The organism is Limosilactobacillus balticus (assembly GCF_014145615.1).
In the GTDB taxonomy this organism is placed as follows: domain Bacteria; phylum Bacillota; class Bacilli; order Lactobacillales; family Lactobacillaceae; genus Limosilactobacillus; species Limosilactobacillus balticus.
On the sequence record NZ_JACIVH010000041.1, the window covers coordinates 1 to 22,613 of the forward strand.

General features: G+C 38.0%; 20 protein-coding genes. 17 read left to right on the top strand and 3 right to left on the bottom strand.

The window, feature by feature from the left end:
- Positions 1–450: 450 nt before the first annotated feature.
- The gene (locus tag H5S10_RS00475; protein ID WP_182588362.1) at positions 451–1,299 is read right to left on the bottom strand and encodes a fructosamine kinase family protein; all 849 of its coding nucleotides are present in this window, start codon (positions 1,297–1,299) and stop codon (positions 451–453) included.
- A gap of 381 nt (positions 1,300–1,680) precedes the next feature.
- Between H5S10_RS00475 and aspS the strand changes: the two genes are divergently transcribed.
- Positions 1,681–3,483 carry an aspartate--tRNA ligase gene (gene aspS / locus H5S10_RS00480; RefSeq protein ID WP_182588363.1) on the top strand — a complete coding sequence of 601 codons (1,803 nt, stop codon included), beginning with the start codon at positions 1,681–1,683 and terminating at the stop codon, positions 3,481–3,483.
- A gap of 60 nt (positions 3,484–3,543) precedes the next feature.
- Here aspS and H5S10_RS00485 read toward each other — a convergent pair whose 3' ends face one another.
- Together H5S10_RS00485 and H5S10_RS00490 are read right to left on the bottom strand one after the other, a co-directional pair.
- Positions 3,544–4,284, bottom strand: a complete 741-nt coding sequence (locus tag H5S10_RS00485; RefSeq protein WP_269153077.1) for an amino acid ABC transporter ATP-binding protein — start codon at positions 4,282–4,284, stop codon at positions 3,544–3,546.
- A complete protein-coding gene (locus H5S10_RS00490) occupies positions 4,274–5,785 on the bottom strand; it encodes an ABC transporter substrate-binding protein/permease (protein ID WP_182588364.1) in 1,512 nt (503 codons plus the stop codon). The genes H5S10_RS00485 and H5S10_RS00490 overlap by 11 nt, the downstream gene beginning before the upstream one ends.
- A gap of 300 nt (positions 5,786–6,085) precedes the next feature.
- Between H5S10_RS00490 and rpsU the strand changes: the two genes are divergently transcribed.
- The 16 genes from rpsU (at position 6,086) to rpoD (ending at position 22,475) form a co-directional block, all read left to right on the top strand.
- Entirely contained in the window at positions 6,086–6,277 is a 192-nt protein-coding gene (rpsU, locus tag H5S10_RS00495) for a 30S ribosomal protein S21 (protein WP_003665847.1), read from the top strand.
- A 59-nt stretch (positions 6,278–6,336) separates the two neighbouring features.
- Positions 6,337–6,783, top strand: a complete 447-nt coding sequence (locus tag H5S10_RS00500; RefSeq protein WP_182588365.1) for a GatB/YqeY domain-containing protein — start codon at positions 6,337–6,339, stop codon at positions 6,781–6,783.
- A gap of 119 nt (positions 6,784–6,902) precedes the next feature.
- The gene (gene bsh / locus H5S10_RS00505) at positions 6,903–7,880 is read left to right on the top strand and encodes a choloylglycine hydrolase (RefSeq protein ID WP_182586257.1); all 978 of its coding nucleotides are present in this window, start codon (positions 6,903–6,905) and stop codon (positions 7,878–7,880) included.
- A gap of 159 nt (positions 7,881–8,039) precedes the next feature.
- Entirely contained in the window at positions 8,040–9,272 is a 1,233-nt protein-coding gene (locus H5S10_RS00510) for an argininosuccinate synthase (protein WP_035152705.1), read from the top strand.
- Positions 9,262–10,647, top strand: coding sequence for an argininosuccinate lyase (gene argH / locus H5S10_RS00515; RefSeq protein WP_182588366.1), 1,386 nt, complete (start codon positions 9,262–9,264; stop codon positions 10,645–10,647). The genes H5S10_RS00510 and argH overlap by 11 nt, the downstream gene beginning before the upstream one ends.
- Before the next feature lie 126 nt (positions 10,648–10,773).
- Positions 10,774–11,346 carry a biotin transporter BioY gene (locus H5S10_RS00520; protein ID WP_182588367.1) on the top strand — a complete coding sequence of 191 codons (573 nt, stop codon included), beginning with the start codon at positions 10,774–10,776 and terminating at the stop codon, positions 11,344–11,346.
- Between the two features lie 6 nt (positions 11,347–11,352).
- Positions 11,353–12,324, top strand: coding sequence for a biotin--[acetyl-CoA-carboxylase] ligase (locus H5S10_RS00525; RefSeq protein ID WP_182588368.1), 972 nt, complete (start codon positions 11,353–11,355; stop codon positions 12,322–12,324).
- Positions 12,325–12,423: 99 nt separating this feature from the next.
- Complete coding sequence (locus H5S10_RS00530; RefSeq protein WP_182588369.1) at positions 12,424–13,431, top strand: PhoH family protein; 1,008 nt, start codon at positions 12,424–12,426, stop codon at positions 13,429–13,431.
- Entirely contained in the window at positions 13,431–13,910 is a 480-nt protein-coding gene (ybeY, locus tag H5S10_RS00535) for an rRNA maturation RNase YbeY (protein ID WP_182586387.1), read from the top strand. The genes H5S10_RS00530 and ybeY overlap by 1 nt, the downstream gene beginning before the upstream one ends.
- Entirely contained in the window at positions 13,894–14,289 is a 396-nt protein-coding gene (locus H5S10_RS00540; RefSeq protein ID WP_182586263.1) for a diacylglycerol kinase family protein, read from the top strand. Before ybeY ends, H5S10_RS00540 begins: the two co-directional genes overlap by 17 nt.
- 11 nt (positions 14,290–14,300) lie before the next feature.
- Positions 14,301–15,206 (top strand): GTPase Era, encoded by a 906-nt coding sequence (era, locus tag H5S10_RS00545; RefSeq protein ID WP_182588370.1) that lies wholly within the window; start codon positions 14,301–14,303, stop codon positions 15,204–15,206.
- A 15-nt stretch (positions 15,207–15,221) separates the two neighbouring features.
- Entirely contained in the window at positions 15,222–16,007 is a 786-nt protein-coding gene (gene recO / locus H5S10_RS00550) for a DNA repair protein RecO (protein WP_182586265.1), read from the top strand.
- A gap of 260 nt (positions 16,008–16,267) precedes the next feature.
- Positions 16,268–17,254, top strand: a complete 987-nt coding sequence (gene glyQ, locus H5S10_RS00555) for a glycine--tRNA ligase subunit alpha (RefSeq protein WP_003665860.1) — start codon at positions 16,268–16,270, stop codon at positions 17,252–17,254.
- Between the two features lies 1 nt (position 17,255).
- Positions 17,256–19,331: a glycine--tRNA ligase subunit beta gene (glyS, locus tag H5S10_RS00560; RefSeq protein WP_182588371.1), complete on the top strand. Its 2,076-nt coding sequence runs from the start codon at positions 17,256–17,258 to the stop codon at positions 19,329–19,331.
- A 134-nt stretch (positions 19,332–19,465) separates the two neighbouring features.
- Complete coding sequence (gene dnaG, locus H5S10_RS00565) at positions 19,466–21,331, top strand: DNA primase (protein WP_182586267.1); 1,866 nt, start codon at positions 19,466–19,468, stop codon at positions 21,329–21,331.
- Between the two features lies 1 nt (position 21,332).
- Positions 21,333–22,475 (top strand): RNA polymerase sigma factor RpoD, encoded by a 1,143-nt coding sequence (gene rpoD / locus H5S10_RS00570; RefSeq protein ID WP_003665864.1) that lies wholly within the window; start codon positions 21,333–21,335, stop codon positions 22,473–22,475.
- Positions 22,476–22,613: the final 138 nt, after the last annotated feature.

Genomic DNA, 22,613 nt, shown 5'->3' on the forward strand with positions numbered 1-22,613 from the left:
GATATTAACTTTCATACCATGTCACCGTTAGCTTTACTAAGAGTAACTTCGAGTAGTATTGGACTTCAGTTTGGTTTGCAACCTTATCCAGTCACCCTCAGCCTTATAGCTACTTCTTATTCATCGGTGCAGTATTTTGCCTTAGACTTCCTTCAGATTCCGTCTCACGACGGACACCCTTGTCTTAAGCTCATGGTTCCGACTACTACGGCCCATAGCGGACTTTCACCGCCTAGCTAATACCCATGCCGGGCGCACAAGCAAAGAGGCTGAGAGAAAAAACTTTCTCTCAGCCTCAATTGTTTTCACGAACAATAGCAAGATAACGTGGAAAATAATCACAAGACTTGAGTCTAAGTACGAACGCTAATTAACCCGTGACGTGATAATTATCGTTCTAGCTTAGTCCACCGCCTTGTCGAGGAGATTATTTCCCACTCCCTTTGATTTTTAGTATTGACTTAAAATTTGATCGACTGCGCCACCATAGCTCTCACCGAATAAGATTAAATGCATGCATAGATAATAGAAACGATACCACGAAAGGCGTTCCTCTAAATGATCATCAAATGGAAAGACGCTGCTATATGCCTGATAAAAACTATTATCGAAACCGCCAAAAACAGTTGTCATGGCTAAATCAAATTCACGATCCCCAAATAATGCATCTGGATCGATTAAGTATGGCTTATGATCGCCAGCAAATAAGAAGTTGCCGGCCCATAAATCACCATGAAGAAGACTAGGGATGACTTCATGGTGTTGATAGTAATCAGTAAATTTATTAACCATTTGTTGGTAATGTTCTTGCCGCCATTTATTCCATCGACCGCACTGGCTTGCCACTTGAACTTCAGGCTCTAGTCGCTGATTAATATAAAAATCAAGCCAGCTTGAATTCCAAGAATTATCTTTTACAAGGGCCTTGGTTTGATGATCGTCCATAAAGCCGAATTCATCATTATGCTGTTGGTGCATTTTGGCAACTGCTAATCCCAGGTTGGCTTGATTACCCCAAGTTTCATCAAGCCAGTTTAAAATTAAATAGGCATTCCCATCGATTTCACCATGATAAAGTGGGGTCGGGGTATTAATGACCTTACCGATAGCTTTGAGACCATTAATTTCATGATTGAAATAATCTTGTGAATGGTTAGGTTGAACCTTTATAAAGTACCTATTTCCATCAGTAGTTGTGGCTTGATATGCTAAATTAATATCACCACCACTAACTGGTTTAACAGAAGTGATATTTTTTAAAGGAAGGTGCTTAAACCATGCTGTATTTGGACTTTCCAATTGGTGTTCCTCCTTTATTAAATTACTTTATTTATACCATTTTTAGGTAAGTATTGTTAAATAAAGTTGATTTATAAGGCACTAATTAACCTTAGTATTGACATTTATGAGGGGATCGAGTAAGGTAAAAATGTAAATTAAAGATATTAATAGCTGTTGATAAAGAATGCTCGGGTACTTGAAATTATCAGCGATTGGAGAAAGGTGAGAGCTCCAAATATTTCAGTCTCGATTGACACTTTTGAAGCTGAGCAATACGCTCCGTTGTTTAGACGTTATTTTTGAGTGATACCAAGGTGGTACCGTGCATTTGCACCCTTGTAATTTCAAGGGTGCTTTTTATTTAAACTGCTATTAAAAATTGAAAGAGGTAAGCGGAGAATGAAGAGAACAAATTATGCTGGGGATACAAATGAACAGCAAGTTGGGCAAGAAGTTGTCTTAAAGGGTTGGGTAGCTAAGCGTCGTAACCTAGGCGGACTTATCTTTATTGATTTATGGGATCGGGAAGGAATCGTTCAACTAGTATTTAACGAAAAAGAAAATCCAGAAGCATTTGAAATCGCAAATGCGGTTCGTAACCAATATGTTCTTGAGGTTCAAGGAAAAGTTCAGTTACGGGCAGAAAAAGAAATTAATCTGGATATGAAGACTGGTAAAGTCGAAGTAGCTGTTGATAAGGTTAAGGTATTAGCAAAGTCAGAAACAACGCCATTTGATATTACTGATGGTGTTGATGCTTCTGAAGATTTACGGATGAAGTACCGTTACCTTGATTTACGGCGACCAGAAATGATGCGTAATTTGAAGTTGCGGAGTAAGGTTGCTTCGATCGTGCACAATTACTATGATAATGAAGGCTTTATGGATGTTGAAACCCCTGATTTAACACGGTCAACACCAGAAGGAGCACGTGACTATATTGTTCCATCACGTGTTTACCCCGGTCATTTCTATGCTTTACCACAATCACCACAATTATTTAAGCAATTGTTAATGGCAGCCGGAGTTGATAAGTATTATCAATTAGCACGTTGTTTCCGAGATGAAGACCTTCGTGGTGACCGTCAACCAGAATTTACGCAAATCGATACTGAAATGAGTTTTGCAACTCCTGAAGACATCCAAACAGTTACAGAAGGTTTAATTAAGCGGGTAATGAAGGAAATCGTGGGGGTAGATGTTAAGACTCCATTCCCACGGATGGAATGGCAAGAAGCCATGGACAAGTACGGTTCCGATAAGCCTGATACCCGTTTTGGGATGTTGATTCATGACCTTTCTGACATTGTAAAGGATAGTTCATTTAAGGTCTTTGCTAATACGGTTGCTGATGGTAACTATGTTCGTGCAATTCGCATTCCTGGTGGGGCAGATAAGTATTCCCGGAAAGATATTTCTAAGTATGAAGAATACATTAAACGTTTTGGTGCAAAGGGCCTTGCATGGGTTAAGGTAACTGCTGATGGTTACAATGGTCCAGTTGCTAAGTTCTTAAATGATCAAGTTGCACAAATCAATGAAGAAATGGATGCAAAAGAAGGGGACTTAATCCTCTTTGTTGCTGGTAGTTTCCACGTTGTATCGGATTCACTTGGCTATCTTCGTCGGGCAATCGCTGAAGAGCTAGATATGATTAAGCCTGACCAATGGAACTACTTATGGGTTGTTAATTGGCCAATGTTTGAATATGATGAAGGCTTTGGAAAGTGGATTGCCGCTCACCACCCATTCACAATGCTAAATGAAGAAGACTTACATTATCTTGAAGATGGGGAAGATCCTCATAAAGCTCATGCTCAAAGTTACGACATTATCTTGAATGGTAACGAGATCGGTGGGGGATCAATTCGTATCCACGATCCAAAGGTTCAAGAAAAAGTTCTCAAGGCACTTGGCTATACAAAGGAACGTGCAGAAGCTCGCTTCGGATTCTTACTTAAGGCTTTAACCATGGGGATGCCACCCGAGGGAGGCCTTGCCTTTGGTTTAGACCGGTGGGTTATGTTACTAGCTCAAGCTGATAGTATTCGGGATGTTATTCCATTCCCTAAGAACTCGAAAGCAGTTGAACCATTAACGGCAGCTCCTGGTAAAGTTAGTGAACAACAACTTGATGATCTTAAAATTGAATTTGATGAAAAGATTGATTATAAGCTCGATCAAGATCCAGATGAACAATAAATAAAGCAAAAATAATCCTCGTGAAAAGGTACTTGAAGTGTACTGTTCACGAGGATTATTTTATTTCAAAATCTTTTTCAGAAAGTCTTGTGCCCGTGGGCTAGTAGGGTGGGCAAAAAATTCTTCTGGATCCCCAGTTTCCTGAATATACCCATCGGCCATGAACCATATTTGGTCTGCTACTTCACGAGCAAACCCCATCTCATGGGTAACAACCACCATTGTCATTCCCGATTCAGCTAAATCGCGCATTACTTTTAGTACCTCATCAACCATTTCGGGATCAAGGGCACTAGTTGGTTCGTCAAAGAGCATCACTGTTGGATTCATCGCAAGGGCCCGCGCAATTGCAACCCGTTGTTTTTGCCCTCCTGACAGTTGATCTGGATATTGTTGAGCTTTATCGCTTAAACCAACTTTTTCTAGTAGTTCCATCGCAGTTTTAGTTGCTTCTTTTTCATTGATATTTTTTACTTTAACTGGTGCAATTGTGATATTTTTAAGGACTGTCATATTAGGAAAAAGATTGAAACTTTGAAAAACCATTCCCATCTTTTCTCGCAACTGATCGAGTTTTTTATCACTTAAGCCAATCAGATTCTGTCCTTCAAAAAGAACTTGTCCGCTTGTTGGTTGTTCAAGTGCATTTAAGCAACGGAGAAAAGTACTTTTACCTGCTCCTGAAGGGCCGATCACACAAATTACTTGACCCTTATCAACATGTTCTGAAATATCTTTTAAGACAATATTATTTTTGAATTTTTTCTGTAAGTTTTTAATTTCAATCATTTTAGTGGGCATGTTTCATTCTCCCTTCAAAGTAAAGCAAAATCCTGGATAACGTAAATGTGAGGATAAAGTAGATAATCATTGTGATGAATAAAGGTAATACTCCTTTATAAGTTGCTGATTGAACTAATTGCGTTTGATACATTAATTCGGAAACACCAATTACAGAAACTAATGAACTATCTTTTAATAAGGTAATAAGCTCATTCCCTAATGCTGGCCAAATATTTTTAAGTGCTTGGGGCATAATTACATATCTGAATGTTTCATTTTTACTCATCCCCAAGCTTCGAGCAGCTTCCGTTTGTCCAAGTGGAATGGATTGAATCCCAGAACGAATAATTTCGGCAACGTAAGCACCAGAATTTAGTGAAACGGCAATAATCCCAGCGAGGAGGGCCGGAAGTGATTGAATAATTGCCCCAATCCCAAAGTAAACAAACATGATTTGAACCATCATTGGCGTACCCCGAAGAAATTCAATGTAGCAAACAGCGATTGAATGTAAAAATTTGTTCTTTGAAAGCCGCATTAGTGCAAAGAGAGTTCCTAATAGGAAACCAAAAATAACAGAGACAACTGTAATGATTAATGTATATTTAATCCCTTTAGCAAAGTAACGCCAATAGCTAAGAACAGTATTTTGTTTTTTATAGCTCTTCATGTATTGGGAGGCTTCAGGAATCCATTTTTTATTAATTAGTTGTTCTTTATTAACTTTTTTAATTGTCTGGTTGGCGGCATTAACTAATGAAGTATCACCTTTAGGAAAGGCCATGGCAATTCCACCAGCAGTATTTGGCAATTTTGAATTAAAGGCATAAAGGTTTGAATTATTGGCAGCATAAGCTTTAGCAGTAGCAGCATCCATTAAAATTCCATCGTATTTATGAGATTGAAGTCCAATGACTAAGGAAGAAAGTTTAGCAAGACCTTTACCGTTTGCTTTAGGCATTTCCTTTGAAATCAAGGTTGCTTGGAGTGTCCCGTTTTGTGCTCCCACATTTTTCCCATTAAAACTCTTGGCATTAACTAATCTATCTTTATCTCCTTTATTAATTAAGAAGTAGCTATCACCGGAATAATATGTATTTGAGAAGTCAACGCTCTTTTTTCGTTCAGCCGTAATGTTCATTCCCGAAATAATAGCATCAATTTTACCAGTTTCCAAAGCAACAAGAAGTGAGTCAAAATCCATATTTTTAATAACTAACTTTACTCCTAGGTCTTTAGCAAATTGTTTAGCAAGGGAAACTTCAAAACCGACGTATTTAGTTTTTCCATTTTCTTTGGTTGTGAATTCGTAAGGTGGATAACCAGCACTCATTCCAACAACCAATGTTCCTTTTTGTTTAATCTTTTGCACTGAATCATTACTAGCGACTTGCGATGGATTATTGGCTGACGAAGAGCTAATTGAACTGCTCTCGTTAGCAGCTAATGCAGTAATAGGTGTACATAATATCGGAAATGCAATTACCATTAGCAGTAATAAATGTTTAAAACCTTTCATAGTTAATAACTCCTTTGAGAATAGTAAAATTAAATTGTTACTAAATATACACTTAAATGTTTATTTATGCAATGAAAAATCTATAAAAAGAATAAATATTCATATATTTGTATAATATCAAAAAGCGTTTTCTATGCTTGTGGAGTAAGCGAAGAATAAAAGGAGAAGAAATTTAAATTTTTATTTAAATGTAATGTTGACAGGGTAGGTCATGTTGGGTAAAATAATTTTTGTAGTGAAAAGGAAGCAGTATTTCTGCTACCTCAATACGTAACTTTAAGCTCGGAGGGAGGGATCAACATGTCAAAAACAGTCGTTCGTAAGAATGAATCTTTAGACGACGCTCTTCGACGCTTTAAACGTTCAGTTTCACGTAACGGAACATTGCAAGAATATCGTAAACGTGAATTTTACGAAAAGCCAAGTGTAAAACGCAAGTTGAAATCTGAAGCGGCACGGAAGCGTAAGAACAAGCGCGGTCGTCGTTATTAAAATGTGTGCTCTCACCTGTTGCCTGGTGAGAGCTTTTTTATATGAAAGAAGGATAAATAATGAGCTTACTACAACAGTTAACGTCAGATATGGTATTAGCAATGAAGAATCGTGATAAGGAAACATTAAACGTTGTCCGGATGCTTAAAGCAGCGGTTCAAAATGAACAAATTGAACTTGGCCACGATTTGAGCACTAATGAAGAAATTACAGTAATGGCACGTGAATATAAGCAACGTAAGGAATCGCTTGAAGAATTTGAAAAAACTGGACGAGAAGATCTGATCAACCAAGCTAAAAATGAATTGGCAATTGTTGAAAAGTATATGCCAAAACAGTTATCAAAAGATGAAGTTACTAAGATTGTTAAGAAAGTAATTGACGAACTTAATGCTTCTAGCATGAAGAACTTTGGGCAAGTAATGGGAGCGGTTATGCCTAGAGTTCAAGGACAAGCAGATGGAAAAGTAGTTAACCAGGTTGTAAAAGAACAGTTGAGCAAGTAGTATTAGCGGTAGTAATGAGAGTGTGAGGATAAAATTTCTTCAAACTTTCTTTTTTACTGTACTTTATTTCATTTTTAAACTAGAATTTGAAGTATATTCAAAAGAAAAGGGGCATTTATATGTGCACATCAATAATTTATACAGCAGGTGATTCTTACTTTGGTCGTAATCTTGATTTGGAAGTAAACCTTGGTCAAGAAGTAGTGATTACGCCACGTAATAAGACTTTAGAATTTCGAGAAATGCCAAATCTTAAACATCATTATGCGATTATTGGAATATCAATTGTTCGTGATGATTATCCATTATATTTTGATGGAGTAAATGAAAAGGGAGTTGGAATGGCAGGCCTTAATTTTGATGGACCGTCCCACTATTTCCCAATCCAAGAGGGAAAAGACAATATTGCATCTTTTGAGTTAGTTCCTTATATTCTTGCAGCAGCTTCTTCAGTTGTTGAAGCAAAGAAGCTGCTTTCAAATGCAAACATTGCAAACCTTAATTTTTCAGATAAATTACAAGCTGCTCCGCTTCACTGGATTATTGCTGATAAGACTGGAGCATCGGTAACAGTTGAATCAACGGCAAAGGGATTAAACATTTATGACAATCCGGTTGGTGTCCTAGCCAATAATCCAGAGTTTCCTCGTCAATTATTAAACCTTAGCAACTATCGTAGTGTTTCACCTGCTAGTTCGGCTAATGTATTTGCACCCGGTGTCGACTTACCAATTTATGGTCGGGGCCTAGGGACACATTTTCTTCCAGGCGGGATGGATTCTGAAAGTCGATTTGTTAAGGCCACTTTCACTAAGATGCATGCCCCTATTGGTGCTTCTGAAGTTGAAAACATAACTAACTATTTCCATATTCTTCAATCTGTTGAACAACAAAAGGGATTAGATGAAGTTGCGCCGGATACTTTTGAATATACAATTTACTCTGATGGTTCAAATCTAAAGAAGGGTATTTTCTACTACAAGACTTATGAGAATAGTCAAATTAATGCAGTTGATATGCATAAAGAAGATCTTGAAGCATCGAAATTAATTACTTACCCAATTCAAAATGAACAGGTAATCAACCAACAAAATTAAATAATTATTCTATCTGTAAACTCTTTTTATGCATGAATAGCTTATATTTCATGCATAAAAAGAGTTTTTTTGAAAAAATATGCTAAATCTATTGATTTTTATTCATAATACTCGTATATTTATAAACAACAAATTTCAAATGAGATGGAGGACGAGATTATGTCAAAGGAAAAGATTGTTTTAGCTTATTCTGGTGGTTTAGATACTTCGGTTGCAATTGCCTGGCTCAAAAATAAGGGGTATGACGTAATTGCATGTTGTATTGATGTGGGTGAAGGAAAAGACCTTGAAGCGATTAAAGAAAAGGGCCTCCAAGTTGGAGCGTGGAAATCAGTAGTAATTGATGCTAAACGCGACTTTGCTGAACAATTTGTATTACCAGCTCTTCAAGCCCATGCAATGTATGAGCAAAAGTACCCATTAGTTTCAGCACTTTCTCGTCCATTAATTGTTCAAAAACTTGTAGCAGTTGCTAATCAATATGGTGCGACTGCTATTGCCCATGGGTGTACTGGTAAAGGAAATGACCAAGTACGATTTGAAGCAGGAATTCATGCTTTGGCTCCTGATATGAAAATTGAAGATCCAATTCGGGATTGGCACTGGTCACGGGAAGAAGAAATTCAATACGCTAAGGATAATGGCATTCCCGTTCCAATCACAAAGGCTAGTCCCTATTCCATTGATGAAAACTTATGGGGCCGGGCAAATGAATGTGGAATTCTTGAAGATCCGTGGGCTGCGGCACCTGCTGATGCATATGATCGAACAGTTTCAATTGAAGAAGCCCCTGATACCCCAACCACAATTGAAATCACCTTTAATGAAGGAGTTCCGACCGCGATTGATGGCGAAGAAATGCCGCTTGACCAGTTAATTATGAAACTTGACAAATTAGCTGGTAGTCATGGGATTGGCCGGATTGATCACGTTGAAAACCGGCTTGTTGGTATTAAGTCACGGGAAATTTATGAGTGCCCAGCTGCAACTGTTTTATTGGCAGCCCATAAAGACTTGGAAGACCTAACGCAAGAACGGGAAGTAGCTCACTTTAAACCATTAATTGAACAAAAAATGAGTGAAATTATTTATAATGGGCTTTGGTATTCACCATTAATGAAATCCTTAGTTGCTTTTATTGATGAATCACAAGCTGTTGTTAATGGTGTAGTAAGGGTAAAGTTATTTAAAGGAAATGTAATCTGTGAAGGTCGGAAATCACCAAATTCGCTTTATGATAAGAACTTGGCAACTTACACCTCCGCTGATGAATTTGACCAAGAAGCTGCTACTGGCTTTATTAAACTTTGGGAATTACCAGATAAGGTCTATGCTCAAGTACAAAACAAAAATAAAAAGAAAGTAAAGGAGAATACAAGCGATGCCTATTAAGAGAATGTGGGGTGGCCGGTTTGAAGAAGCTGGCGACCAACTAGTTAACCAATTTAATGCGTCGATCAGTTTTGATCAAGAAATGGCTCAAGAAGACATTGAAGGCTCATTAGCCCATGTGAAAATGCTGAAAGAAACACAAATTTTGTCAGCAGATGATGCTGATAAGATTATTGCTGGACTCAAGAAATTACGTGAGCGATTAACTAGTGAAGGACTCCCATTTTCGAGTGACAATGAAGACATTCATATGAATATTGAGGCATTGCTGACAGAAGAAATTGGTCCCGTTGCCGGTAAGCTTCATACTGGGCGGAGCAGAAATGATCAAGTTGCAACTGACCTTCACCTATATGTAAAGAAGCGGTTGCCTGTTATCATTAATGAATTAAAAAAATTACAGGCAGAATTAGTAGATAAAGCAGCAGAAAATGTTGAAACGATTATGCCAGGATATACTCATATGCAACATGCTCAGCCAATTTCGTATGGACACTATCTCATGGCTTATTTCCAAATGTATCAGCGAGATGTTGAACGGTTTGAATTTAACCAGCAGCACACGGATTTATCACCCCTAGGAGCGGCTGCTTTAGCTGGGACCACTTTTCCAATTGATCGACAATTAAGTGCAAAGTATTTAGGTTTTGCTGAACCATATCATAATTCACTGGACGCCGTTTCTGATCGGGATTTTGCCCTTGAATTTTTAAGTAACGCAAGTATTTTGATGATGCACTTGTCACGGTTATGTGAAGAACTGATTTATTGGTGTAGTTATGAATTTGGCTATTTAGAATTGGCGGACTCATATTCTACTGGTAGTTCGATCATGCCTCAGAAGAAGAACCCTGATATGGCAGAATTGATTCGTGGTAAAGCTGGGCGAGTTTATGGTGATCTTTTTGGCTTATTAACAACAATGAAGGGGCTCCCGCTTGCCTATAACAAAGATATGCAGGAAGATAAGGAAGGATTATTCGATGCGGTGAAGACGATTCTTCCAAGTATCAGGATCATGACCGGGATGATTACCACCCTTCAAGTAAAGAAAGAAGCCATGGAGCATGCAACTCATCATGACTTTTCTAATGCCACTGAATTAGCAGATTATCTTGCTACTAAAGGAATTCCGTTTAGGGAAGCGCATGAAATTGTCGGTGAGTTAGTATTAAAAGGCCTTAAAACAGAGACAAATCTTGTTGATATTCCATTGGACGAATATAAAAAGATTTCGCCCAAAATTGAAGAAGATGTTTATATCTGCTTACAACCTAAAGTAGCGGTTGAACGGCGGAATTCTTATGGCGGAACTGGTTTTGATCAAGTTCGTCAACAAATTAGAGATGCTAAGAAAATTTTAGAAGGTAATTAATTCGGAAATTGAGAGTGAGAAAGCCAATTTTTTCTCACCCTCATTTTTTTGCTTTATAGTAACCCATATATTGAATTAAAGGTTACAATTAAATATAATTAATGCAAAAATAAAGGATTTACGATGATGATTAGGGAAAAGATAAGTTTGTCAATTCATGAAATGACTGTCGTTGCCATGATGGTTGCAATTATTGCTGTTTTAGGAGCAGTCCCAGGAATTCCGTTGGGGTTTATTCCGGTGCCAATTGTTTTGCAAAATATGGGAATAATAATTGCTGGGGAACTCCTTGGACCAAGATTAGGGACAATTACAGTATGGCTCTTCGTGTTTTTAGTTGTACTGGGTTTGCCGCTGCTTTCTGGTGGACGTGGCGGAATTATGATAGTCTTAGGCCCAACTGGCGGATATATTTTCGCCTGGTTATTTGTCCCGTTATTGATTGGTCTTAGTCTAAAATGCAGTTGGTTTTATGGGATGACGCAAGAAATAACTGAATTCCTGATTGTTTGGCTATGGGGAGTAATCTTTGTGGAAGGAGTGGGAGCAATATGGTTAGCAAATCAATTGCATACCACCTTTATTTCTGCTTTGGCGTCAAATATTTTATTTGTTTTTGGCGATACAATCAAAGCGCTTATTGCTGTCACAATTACTCGTCGTTTACGTCACATTAAGGTTGTTTCGTTCAGGAGATGATTAGAAATGGTTCATTCAACTGCACAGAAAATTTTATGGCAATTACTTTCAGCGCCGGGTTCATGGGTTTCTGGAAATGACTTAGCACAGCGGTTCAATATTAGTCGTGAATCCGTTTGGAAGGCCATCAACAGTTTACGAAAAAACGGAAATAATATTGAGAGTCGCAGAAATCTTGGATACCGTTTTACCGGAAATTCACGGTTGAATGCTGATATTATTGATTTTTATACTCATAATCACTTTACTAATCGTCTTTATGTTAAAGACCAAGTTAGCTCAACCCAAAGCATTGCAAAAGCTTTTTTGAGTCACCACCTAGTTACTGCGCCAACGGTATTTATCGCTGATCATCAAACTGCTGGTTATGGAAGACAGGGACGGTCCTTTTACTCTCCAGCAGCAACTGGATTGTATTTTAGTATGATTCTGCCTAGCCCAACGGACAGACCGCTACAAGCTGGGTTAATGACAACAACTTTTGCAGTTTTAATTGTGGGAGTTCTTAAACAATTTTTCCCTGCTCAAGATTTCCAATATAAATGGGTCAACGATGTTTATTTAGACTATAAAAAAGTTGGCGGAATTTTGACCGAGGCAGTAGTAGACCTTGAATCAAGGACAACGGCTTCCTTAGTGGTAGGAATTGGCTTGAATATTACTACAAAGAAATTTCCCCTGGCCCTTAAAGAGAAAGCGACGGGAATAGCACCAGCAGATCGTAATCTTTTAGTCAGTCGGCTTATTGAGGAGATTGCTAATAATTATTCGGACTATGATAATCCACAGTATCTTAAGAAATATCGCCAAGCCTCAATGATTTTAGGACAAAAAGTGGAAGTGTTAGTAAATGGTGAGGTTATTGCTGGAACTGCTAAGAAGATAGAAAATGATGGTGCTTTAACAATTAGCCTGGCAGACGGAAAAACGAAAACTTTTAATAGTGGAGAAGTAGTTAAAGTTAATTTTGAAAAATAACTTCGATCTCTTACGAAAGCTTGCAGTGGTGAGGTTAAAGGTGATCTATGATATAATTATCATTAAATAAAGTCTGCTAAATTAAAGGAGATTGTATAGGTGGGAGAACAAAAAACGATTGAACAAACTTTTCAAATTGAAAGTCCAGAAATAGAAGTTGGCTTACTAGGAACTCAGGATAAGTATGTGAGCTTGATTGAACAGGGAATGGACGTCGAAATTCGACCATTTGGTGAAAATCTTAAAGTAAGTGGACAAGAAGATGATGTTAAGCTTACGGTCGATGTATTTCGGGCCCTTATCTCATTGTTAAATCAAGGGATCCGCATCCACAGTACAGATATTGTTAGTGCGATGAAGATGGCACATCGAGGGACCTTGGAATATTTTGCTGACTTATATAGCGAAACGATTATTAAGGATCGTCGTGGTAGAGCTATCCGAGTAAAAAATTTTGGTCAACGGCAGTATGTTAACGCAATGAAACATAATGATATTACGTTTGGGATTGGACCTGCCGGAACAGGAAAAACTTACCTAGCAGTAGCGATGGCAGTGGCGTCTTTAAAGCGTGGCGAAGTGGAACGAATTATTTTGACGCGGCCGGCAGTTGAAGCGGGTGAAAGTTTAGGGTTCTTACCAGGTGACCTTCGTGAAAAAGTAGATCCTTATTTACGACCAATTTATGATGCATTAAATGATATTTTTGGTGCTGATCATACTCAACGGCTAATTGATCGAGGAATTATCGAAATTGCGCCACTTGCTTATATGCGAGGGCGAACTCTTGATGGAGCATTTGTAATTTTAGATGAAGCTCAAAATACAACTAATGCTCAGATGAAGATGTTCCTTACCCGTTTGGGATTTGGATCAAAAATGGTGATTAATGGGGATGTTTCCCAAATCGATCTTCCTCATGGGACTCGCAGTGGTCTTGTCAACGCGCAACGAATTTTGAATAATATTAAATCAATTAAGTTTGTTAAATTTAGTGCGGAAGATGTTGTTCGTCACCCGGTTGTAGCACGGATTATTACTGCTTATGAAGACCAAACATCAAAGCGATTAGCAGAAAAAGATAAAGAGAAAAAAGAGGAAAAATGATGGACCTGGAAATTTTCGATCAAACAACAGCACAGCTTCCCAATGAGCAAGTGAAGATGGTAAGGGACTTATTACAGTACGCTGCTAAAGAACTTTCCTTATCAGATAATACTGAAATGTCTTTAACATTTGTAAATAATCCGGAGATAAAAAAATTAAATGCCCAGTATCGGAATGTTGACCGAGCAACTGATGTTTTAAGTTTTGCTGCAGAAGAAGCAGGAGAAGAAACACCAATTATTATGGATCCCGAACTGGCTGCCGAAATTCCTGATAACCTGGGTGACCTGTTTATCTCTATCGATAAAGTAGCTGAGCAAGCAAAGTTCTTGGGTCATTCAGTTGATCGAGAGTTAGGATTTTTAGCTGTTCATGGCTTTCTTCACTTAAACGGGTACGATCATGAAGAGCCGGCAGATGAAGAAAAAATGTTTAAATTACAACGGGAGATACTAGACGGCTATGGACTCACGCGATAAACATCAAACTGAGAAAAATCATCACTTAATTCAAGCAATGCGTCATGCAATTGATGGCATTATCCAGGTATTACGTGAAGAACGTAATATGCGGTACCATCTTTTAGCTGCCTGCTTAGCCATTATTATGTCGGCTGTATTGCATATTTCAGCAATGGAATGGTTATGGATTTTATTGGCAATCTTTGTTGTTTTTACATCTGAATTTCTTAACACAGTTACCGAAGCTGTTACAGATTTGATTGTTGACCACCATTATGAATTAAATGTAAAAAAAGCTAAAGATGTTGCGGCTGGTGGTGTACTGATATCAGCGATATTTTCGGTCTTGGTGGGTCTAATTATTTTTATTCCCCGTATATTATCAATTATTAGATAGGAAGTTTTAATATGGATAATCCAAATTATAAGTCTGGCTTTGTGGCAATTATTGGGCGCCCAAATGTTGGGAAATCAACTTTATTGAATTATGTTGTCGGTCAAAAGGTAGCAATTATGAGTAATGTTGCACAGACGACACGGAATAAGATTCAAGGAATTTATACAAGCCCAGAAGCACAGATTATTTTTATTGATACGCCAGGAATTCATAAACCATCTACTAAGTTAGGTGATTTTATGGAAAAATCAGCAATGTCAGCATTAGATGAAGTGGATGCTGTCTTATTTGTTGTGAGTGCAACTGAGAAGCGCGGTCCTGGTGACGACTTTATTATTGAACGCTTAAAGAAAGTTAAGCAGCCAATCTTTTTAGTTGTTAATAAGATCGATCAAATTAATCCTAATGATCTGCCTGAAATTGTTGACCAGTATAAAGATACCCTTCCATTTAAGGATATTGTGCCAATTTCAGCTTTGCAGGGAAATAATGTGAACAGCTTAATTAATGATCTTATTAAGATTCTTCCCAATGGCCCACAATACTACCCTGCCGATCAAGTGAGTGACCACCCTGAACGTTTTGTGATTGCAGAAATGATCCGTGAAAAGGTCTTTTTGCTAACGAGACAAGAAGTGCCACACTCAGTAGCTGTTGATGTGACATCGATAAAGCGTGAGGATGAAAATCATATTCATATCTCGGCTAATATTATTGTTGAACGTCCAGGCCAAAAAGGAATTATTATTGGTAAGGGCGGAAAAATGCTGAAAAAGATTGGGACAATGGCACGACAAGATATTGAAAGATTACTTGGTGACAAAGTCTTTCTTCAACTATGGGTAAAGGTTGTTCCAGATTGGCGTGATAAGTCTGCAATGCTAAAAGACTATGGTTATCGGAATAAAGACTATTAAAAGGATGATGGTTACATGGCGCGCGTAACCACACAATTTACTGGGATCATTATGTATCGACAGGATTATCGTGAACGTGATCTATTAATAAAAATGCTCACTGATAAGATTGGGCCAGCAATGTTTTTTGTGAAAAACGCTAAGAAACGTGGCTTTCGAATGACTGCTGATATTCTCCCATTCACCCATGGTACATACATTGGCTCCCTTGATGAAAATGGCTTAAGTTTTATTAATACCGCTAGCGATACTAGCCAATACAAGAATATTGCAAGTGATATTAGCAAAAATGCATATGTTACGTATATTTTGGCATTGGTTGACAGTGCGTTTAATGATGGCCGAAGTATTGGTGAGTGGTTTAAGCAGGTTGCTGCAGCGTTAGACTTAATCGAAAAAGGATTAGATGAGCAAATAATTACAAATATTATTGAAACACAGCTGTTAGTTGCTTTTGGGGTAGCACCAATTTGGGATCGGTGTGTTGTTTGTGGTCGCAATGATCTGGCTTTAGACTTCTCTGAACAATATGGGGGGATGCTTTGCCAAAATCATTGGTCACTTGATGAGCATCGTCTTCATCTTGACCGTAAAACTATTTATTACCTTCAACAATTTGCCACAATTAACTTGCAAAAATTGAATTCTATTCGAATTAATCCAGTTACTAAACGACGCCTTCAACAAGTCTTAGATACTCTTTATGATAACGAGGTCGGGTTAAACTTGAAAGCAAAGCGGTTCATTAGACAAATGAATAAGTGGGAACAAAATATCGGAAAGTTATCAATGAACGATTGACATTTGTAAAATATTTTTCTATTATAAGAGCGTGTTTAATTGAATATTGGCAATGACAGAGATTATGGATAAACCAAATCAGCGAGCAGGGGATAGTGCAAGCCTTGTAATTTATTTATCCTTGGCACTCTAACAGCCGCTTAAACTAAGCTGTTTTACAGAGATGTAAAAAAGTAGGGTGGAACCGCGATTAACTTCGTCCCTACAGTATCGATTACTTGATACTGTAGGGACTTTTTCATTGAAAGGAGAAGTAAAGTATGACGAAAAAACTAACTGTGCAAGATATTATCTTTACATTAGAACAATATTGGGCAGATCAAGGTTGTATGTTAATGCAGGCTTATGATAACGAAAAAGGTGCAGGGACAATGAGTCCTTACACTTTCTTGCGGGCAATTGGTCCTGAACCATGGAATGTGGCTTATGTTGAACCTTCACGGCGGCCTGCTGATGGTCGTTATGGTGAAAACCCAAACCGGCTTTACCAACACCACCAATTCCAGGTATTAATGAAGCCTTCTCCTGATAATATCCAAGAATTATACTTAGGTAGTTTGAAAAAGTTAGGAATAGATCCTTTAGAACATGATATCCGGTTTGTTGAAGATAACTGGGAAAACCCTTCAATGGGCTGTGCCGGTGTTGGTTGGGAAGTTTGGCTTGACGGAATGGAAGTTACTCAATTTACCTATTTCCAAGTCGTTGGGGAATTGCCTATGAGTCCTGTAGCCGCCGAAGTTACTTATGGACTTGAACGGTTAGCTGAATATATTCAAAACGTTGACTCAGTTTATGACTTAGAGTGGGCAGATGGTGTTCTGTATGGTGATATCTTCCAAGAACCTGAATATGAACATTCTAAGTATGCGTTTGAAGAAAGTAACCAAGACATGCTTCTGCAAGACTTTAATGATTACGAAAAAGAAGCTAAACGTTTAATTAAGCTTGGATTGGTTCACCCAGCTTATGATTATGTTTTAAAGTGTAGTCATACCTTTAACTTGCTAGATGCGCGTGGTGCTGTCTCGGTTACCGAACGTGCTGGTTATCTTCACCGTATTCGAATTATGGCAAAATCAATTGCCAAGGCCTTTGTTGAAGAGCGGCGTAAACGTGGCTTCCCATTGATTCATGATGAAGCAGTTCGCCAAAAGACAGTTGAAGAATATACAAAAAAAGCGGAAAAGGCAAAGGAACGGGCTGCAAAGCAAGCGGCTAAGAAAGCACAAAAGGGGGAAAAGTAAGATGGCAAATACATACTTATTAGAAGTCGGTGTTGAAGAAATGCCTGCTCACGTTGTAACACCAAGTATTAAGCAGTTACACGCACGAGTAGTAAAGTACCTTAAAGAACAACGGATCACTTTTGATGATATTCAAGAATTCGCTACTCCACGACGGATGGCATTATTAATCCATGGCTTAAGTGATAAGCAACCTGATATTGATGAATCAGTTAAGGGGCCTGCGAAGAAGATTGCGCAAGATGCCGATGGTAATTGGACAAAGGCTGCGATTGGCTTTACCCGGGGTCAGGGTGCCTCTGTGGAAGATATTGAATTCAAGGAAGTAAAGGGCGTTGAATATGTCTTTGTTGAAAAGCATATTGCCGGAAAGACTGTTGCTGAAGTTCTTCAAGGATTGCCAGCAGTTATTACTTCGATGACATTCCCAACCTTGATGAAATGGGGCTACAATAACTTACAATTTATTCGTCCAATTCGGTGGCTAGTTTCATTATTAAATGATGAAGTAGTTCCATTTAATATTTTAGATGTTGAAGCCGGCCGAGAAACACAAGGTCACCGGTTCTTAGGCCATCCAGTTGAAATTGCTAAGGCTGATGATTATGAGGAAAGCTTAAATAATGATTTTGTTATTGCTGATCAAACAAAGCGAAAGAATTTAATTAAGGATCAAATTACTACAATTATTAATAAGAACAACTGGCAAGTTGATTGGGATGAGGACTTACTAGAGGAAGTTAATAACTTAGTTGAATGGCCAACTGCCTTTGCTGGATCTTTTGATGAGAAGTACTTAGCATTACCTGATCCAGTCTTAATTACCTCCATGAAGGATAACCAGCGTTTCTTCTGTGTACGGGATAAAGATGGTAACCTCTTATCGCACTTTATTTCCGTTCGTAACGGTAATACAGACTACCTTGACAATGTTATTAAAGGAAATGAACGGGTTCTTGTTCCTCGTCTTGAAGATGCTCAATTCTTCTATCAAGAAGACCAGAAGTTGACAATTGGTGAGTATGTGGAACGACTTAAGAAAGTTAGCTTCCATGATAAGATTAGTTCAATGTATGATAAAATGCAGCGGGTTGCAGTGATTGCAAATGTTCTTGGTAAGCAACTAAACCTTTCAGTTGAAGAACTGGCAGACCTTGATCGAGCAGCACATATTTATAAATTTGACCTTACTACGCAAATGGTCGGTGAATTTGCTGAATTACAAGGAATCATGGGCGAAATCTATGCTAAGTTATTCGGTGAAAAAGATGATGTTGCCACAGCCATCCGCGAACACTACATGCCAATCTCGGCAGAAGGAGAATTACCACAAACTAAGATTGGGGCGATCTTAGCAATTGCCGATAAACTTGACAGTATCATGAGCTTCTTTGCGGTTGATATGATTCCAAGCGGTTCGAATGACCCTTACGCTTTACGTCGGCAGGCATTTGGAATCGTCCGGATCATCGCCGATCGTGGTTGGAACCTTCCATTGTTAAATACTCAATCAGAAATTATCACAGCCTTTGAAAACGCTGAAGTCAATGTTTCTTTTGATTTGAATAAGAATAGTGATGAAGTCCGTTCATTCTTCTTAGATCGGATTAAGCAGTTATTCCATGGTCAAAAGGTTCGTCACGATATTATTGATGCAGCTATCGATACTCGCCAAAATGATATTGCCAATGTTCTTGCAGCCATTCAAACTATTGATGAGCATAAGGACGATGCTAACTTTAAGGAAGATATCGAAGCCCTTACCCGGGTATTACGGATTGCAAAGAAGGATAATCGTCCAGTTAGTGAACTTTCGGTAGATCCTAATTTATTTGAAAATCCATCTGAGGCTAAGATGCATACTGCTGTTTCGGAATTGCTTAAAGAAGACCAACAAACAGTAAGTGAACACTTTGCAGCCTTACGGACTTTAACACCAATAATTAGTGAATACTTTGATGAAAATATGATTATGGATAAGAATGAAGATATTCGTAATAATCGTTTGGCCCAATTAAGTATTTTGGCTAATCAAGCATCATTAATTGGTAACTTGGATAACTTGATTGTAAAATAAGACGTTTTAATTGTATTGCTGCTAACTTGTGGTATTATAGATACTAGTTAAATGTAAAAATAGGTGGAGGTCGCATTCCGTTAGGTTGCGACCTTTCATTTCGTTGCTGTTCGCTTACTAAGTGAGGTGGATCAATGGCAAAGATACCGCGTAATGTAATTGATGAAATACGAAATTCAGTTGATATTGGTGATGTAATTGGGCGCTATGTTCAATTACATCAGGCTGGAAAAAATCTAATTGGGTTATGTCCCTTTCACGATGAAAAGACACCATCTTTTTCGGTGAATGAAGAAAAACAATTTTTCTATTGCTTTGGTTGCCACCGGAGCGGAAACGTATTTCAATTTTTAATGGAATTAAAGCATATCGATTTTGTAGATGCGGTTAAGGAAATCGCTAACGATAGCAATATCAAAATTCCAGAACAATATGTTAGCGTTCCGGCTAAACCATTAAATAATGAGAATCGACAATTGTTTGATCTTCATGATAAAGCAGCTAAACTTTATCACCATATATTGGTAAATACACCGGCTGGGCAAGTTGCACTTAATTATTTAAAAAAACGGGGAATGAGTGAAGAACTGATTGAGCAATTTGGCTTAGGCTATGCTCCTGATCAGCGAATCTTGAAGCCTTTCTTCCAGCAACAAAAAGTTGATTACCAATTGCTAAGAAAAAGTGGGCTTTTTAGTGAAGACCAGCAGGGAGAGTTGCGAGACCGGTTTATTGAACGGATAATGTATCCAATAAAAAATGGTCAAGGACAGGTGATCGCTTTTTCCGGGCGATTAATCGATACTAGTAAAACAAATTTACCGAAATATTTAAATAGTCCTGAGACACCGATTTTCAATAAACGGCGAACATTATTTAATTTTGACGTTGCACGAAAAGCTGCCCGTAAAGATGGTCGATTATACTTATTTGAAGGATTTATGGATGTAATCTCTGCCTTTGCTGCAGGGATCGAAAATGGAATTGCTTCAATGGGAACCAGTTTTACCGAAGAGCAAGTAGCGATTATTGGGCGTGCCACTAAGCAATTAGATATTTGCTACGATGGAGACCAACCGGGACAAAATGCAATTGATCGTGCAATTAGCCTCGTTAATGATCATCGACCTAATCAGTTGCAGGTAAAGGTTGTCCAACTGCCAGCTGGGATCGATCCAGATGAATATGTTCAAAAGTATGGTCCACAGCAATTTAACGCCTATCTTACCAATAAGGAAGAAACAACAACAGAATTTTACCTGCGCTTTTTAAGAAATGGGAAGAATTTAGATAATCAGAATGAACTAATGCAATACCTTAACCAAGCACTGAAGGTAATTGCTCAAGTTCAAGCTCCCTTAGAAGAAGATATGTACTTGCAACGGTTGGCGGGTGAGTTCGATTTAGATCGACAAACCTTAAAGACACAGTTAGATCAATTGCGACAACAACTAGGAATTCTTAATCAGCCAGGGATTAAGCAACAGCCTTCACTAGCTCGTCGCCAACAGTTTCAACAAACTAGTGAAGAAGAACATCGAAAAATTAAACTTAGTAGGACTGAATTAGCAGAACAGATCTTACTAAGGTATATGCTATATGATCGTGAAGTGTGGATGCATGTGACATCAGATCACAATTTTCATTTTGCGCATGAAAAATATCAAACCTTGTATTTATTAGCAGCCAGTTATTTTTCTGAAAATGGATCATATTCAACGGCTGACTTTCTTGATTATTTAGATGAAAGTAGTTTACAAGGAACTCTTGGACAAATTGAAAATTTAAATGTTGACCAAGAAGTTGATATGCGGGCAATTGATGATTGTATCCATATGATCGTAGAACAAACACCGTTAGCTGCGCAAATTGCAGATAAGCAAGCCCAGTTAAAAGAAGCTAATTCATTGCATAATACAGAATTAGCTACGCAATTAACGATTGAACTGGTAAAATTATTAAAGCAGCAGCAACGCTTAAAAACGGAGGAGACTAATTAATATGGCAAAAAGCAAGAAAAAAGATATTGTTATTTCTAACAGCGCCGATTTTGACCAACAAGAATATGACACCGCAGTTGGTAAGTTAATTCGTAATTACAAGAAGCAAAAGCAGATTGAATATGATGAATTAACTACTAAAATTGCTAAACCATTTGAATTGAACGCTGATGGGATTGATAATTTGCTTCAAAATATTGAAGATGCCGGAATTAGTGTTGTCGATGAAAATGGGGATCCAGATCCTCGTGCTTTAAAAGCTACTGAAAAATTATCTCAATCTGCCATGAAGGATACATCGGCACCAACGGGGGTTAAAATTAATGATCCTGTGCGGATGTATTTGAAAGAAATTGGTCGTGTAAATCTTTTGACGGCTGATGAAGAAGTTCAGCTTGCTTTACGGATTGAAAAAGGTGATGAAGTAGCTAAACAAGAACTAGCTGAGGCAAACTTGCGGTTAGTTGTTTCAATTGCAAAGCGTTATGTTGGTCGTGGAATGCAGTTTCTTGATTTAATTCAGGAAGGTAACATGGGACTTATGAAAGCCGTTGAAAAATTCGATTACCGGCGAGGATTTAAGTTCTCTACTTATGCTACCTGGTGGATTCGTCAGGCTATTACGCGGGCAATTGCTGATCAAGCACGGACAATCCGGATTCCAGTTCATATGGTTGAAACTATTAACAAATTGATTCGGATTCAACGGCAATTACTTCAAGATTTAGGACGTGAGCCGTTACCAGAAGAAATTGGTGCAGAAATGGATATGCCAACTGAGAAAGTACGGAATATTCTTAAAATTGCCCAAGAACCAGTCTCACTTGAAACGCCTATTGGTGAAGAGGATGACTCTCATTTAGGGGACTTTATTGAAGATCAAGATGCGACAAGTCCAGCTGACCATGCTGCTTATGAAATGATGAAGAAGCAACTTGAAAATGTTCTGGATACGTTAACTGATCGTGAAGAGAACGTTCTCCGGCTTCGCTTTGGATTAGATGATGGTCGAACACGAACGCTTGAAGAAGTTGGAAAAGTTTTCGGGGTAACGCGGGAACGGATTCGTCAGATTGAAGCTAAGGCGCTCCGGAAATTACGCCACCCATCACGTTCTAAGCAATTAAAAGATTTCTTAGAATAAAAATATTCTTCATTTAATATATATACGTAAAAAAGATGAATTTACACTAAAAAAGCAGCTTAATTAATTATTTTAAGTTGCTTTTTAATTTAATTTAAAATAAATGAGAAAAATCTTATTTTTATATTGAAAACATTT